At 59.0% G+C, this 1,617-nt stretch carries 1 protein-coding gene; it reads left to right on the plus strand.

The window, feature by feature from the left end:
* Positions 1 to 730 precede the first annotated feature (730 nt).
* Positions 731 to 1,617: sensor histidine kinase (locus AC1D00_RS40250; RefSeq protein WP_477014525.1), on the plus strand; the 887-nt coding region annotated here is incomplete at its 3' end.

Below are 1,617 nucleotides of genomic sequence, written 5' to 3' on the forward strand. Positions count from 1 at the left end.
CATCGAATGTTGCGGTGCGGCGCTACAGGGACCTCAGGATCGGTCCTCGACTTGACTTCGCTTTTTGAGGGGCCTGCAAGATGATGAAATGCGCGTGGGTGCTGATGGGAGTCGCCGTTGGTCTAGCGGCGCCGTCTGCCGCTGCCGCAGACCCGCGCGATTCTGTGGACCGAAGCCAGCGCCTGGATACCGATGCACTCAGGGACGACGTCGGCATTAACCGCCTCCAGGTGCCGTCTCATCCGCTGGTGATCGCGCCGCCTCAACAGCCCTCTCCGAGCGCGAAGGCAGGAAAGAAGAAGAAGTCCAGCGCGAGCGGAACGGGAACCCGCTAGCGCCTGGTGGTACATGTCGACCGATCTCGATCCGAGAACGATATGCATGATTCTCGGAGCGCGTTGCTTACGTGTCGATAAAGCTGTTGTATAATTTGGTCGCTCGTAAAGGTTGTAGGTGGCACTTTAGCATTTGTTGCATCTCTTTTGAGTCCAGTGCCGAATGGTCTGGCACGAACCGCATTTGGTCCCTTCAGGTCTCCCCTCACGAATTCGAGATTCCAATCTCGCGCTACGACTACTTATGGCGCGATCAACCTAACGGTGTATAATCTGCGGACCCCACGGGCGTCTGTACTCTGATCCAGGGTGATGCCTCGCCTGCGGGGCAGGACGGCGACTCTCGATATCGAGCTTCAATGTCGGGCGTTGCCGCAGCAGAGTGAGCGCGTACCGTGAAGCCTCATAGCTTTCCCGCTCCCGAGCCAATTCGAACCGGCGGCACAGGGTCGTTCCGGCTCGGTTTCGAAGAAGCCAGCGACCGGCTGTACTGGATGTGCTCGGCCGACTTTCTCTTCGTAGTGCGCCCTTCGCCTGGCGGACGCTTCGTCTATGAGGGGATCAATCCGGCCTTCGAGCAGCATCTCGGCATCTCATCCGATGACATCCGGGAGATGGACGTCTCCAGTTGCATGAGCAGGGATGACGCGAGATCCATCTATGAGGCCCTCCGCGCCTGTGTTGCGGAAGGAACGGAAGTGAGGATTCGCCATCGTCTCGCATTTGGCGTCCGGCGGCAAAATATGGAGACGACCATCGTTCCCGTTGTGGGTCCCGTAACAACTGGCGCGATCCGGCTGATGGGCAGCCATCGTACCATGCGTCATGGTGCATTCGAAGCCGCGACCGAAGGAGTCGATGATGTGCACGTCGGGGCCAATTTGGCGTCCATTCAGGAGGATATCCAGCAGCGGATTGCTTCCGATCTCCACGATTCGACATGTCAGCATTTGATTGCCGCGAGTCTCGGTCTCATGCGGCTCCGGCGTAACATCAGCGACCCGGTCGGTGCCGAACGGCTTTGCGATGAGATCGACGCGTCTATCGACGAGGCACTCAGGGAAATCCGWGCCTTTTCCTATCTGCTACACCCCCAGAATCTGACGATCGACAGACTCAAGGCCGCGATCGAGCACTATGCCGATGGATTTGCGGCCCGCACCTCGTTGCGGGTCACGACCAGGATCGTGCCTGACGTCGACAGGCTACCTTACGAAAAGCAACGCGCCTTGCTGCGGATCGTCCAGGAAGCCCTCACGAACATATTCCGCCATGCGCAAGC

Source organism: Bradyrhizobium sp. P2_E8 (genome assembly GCF_056403875.1).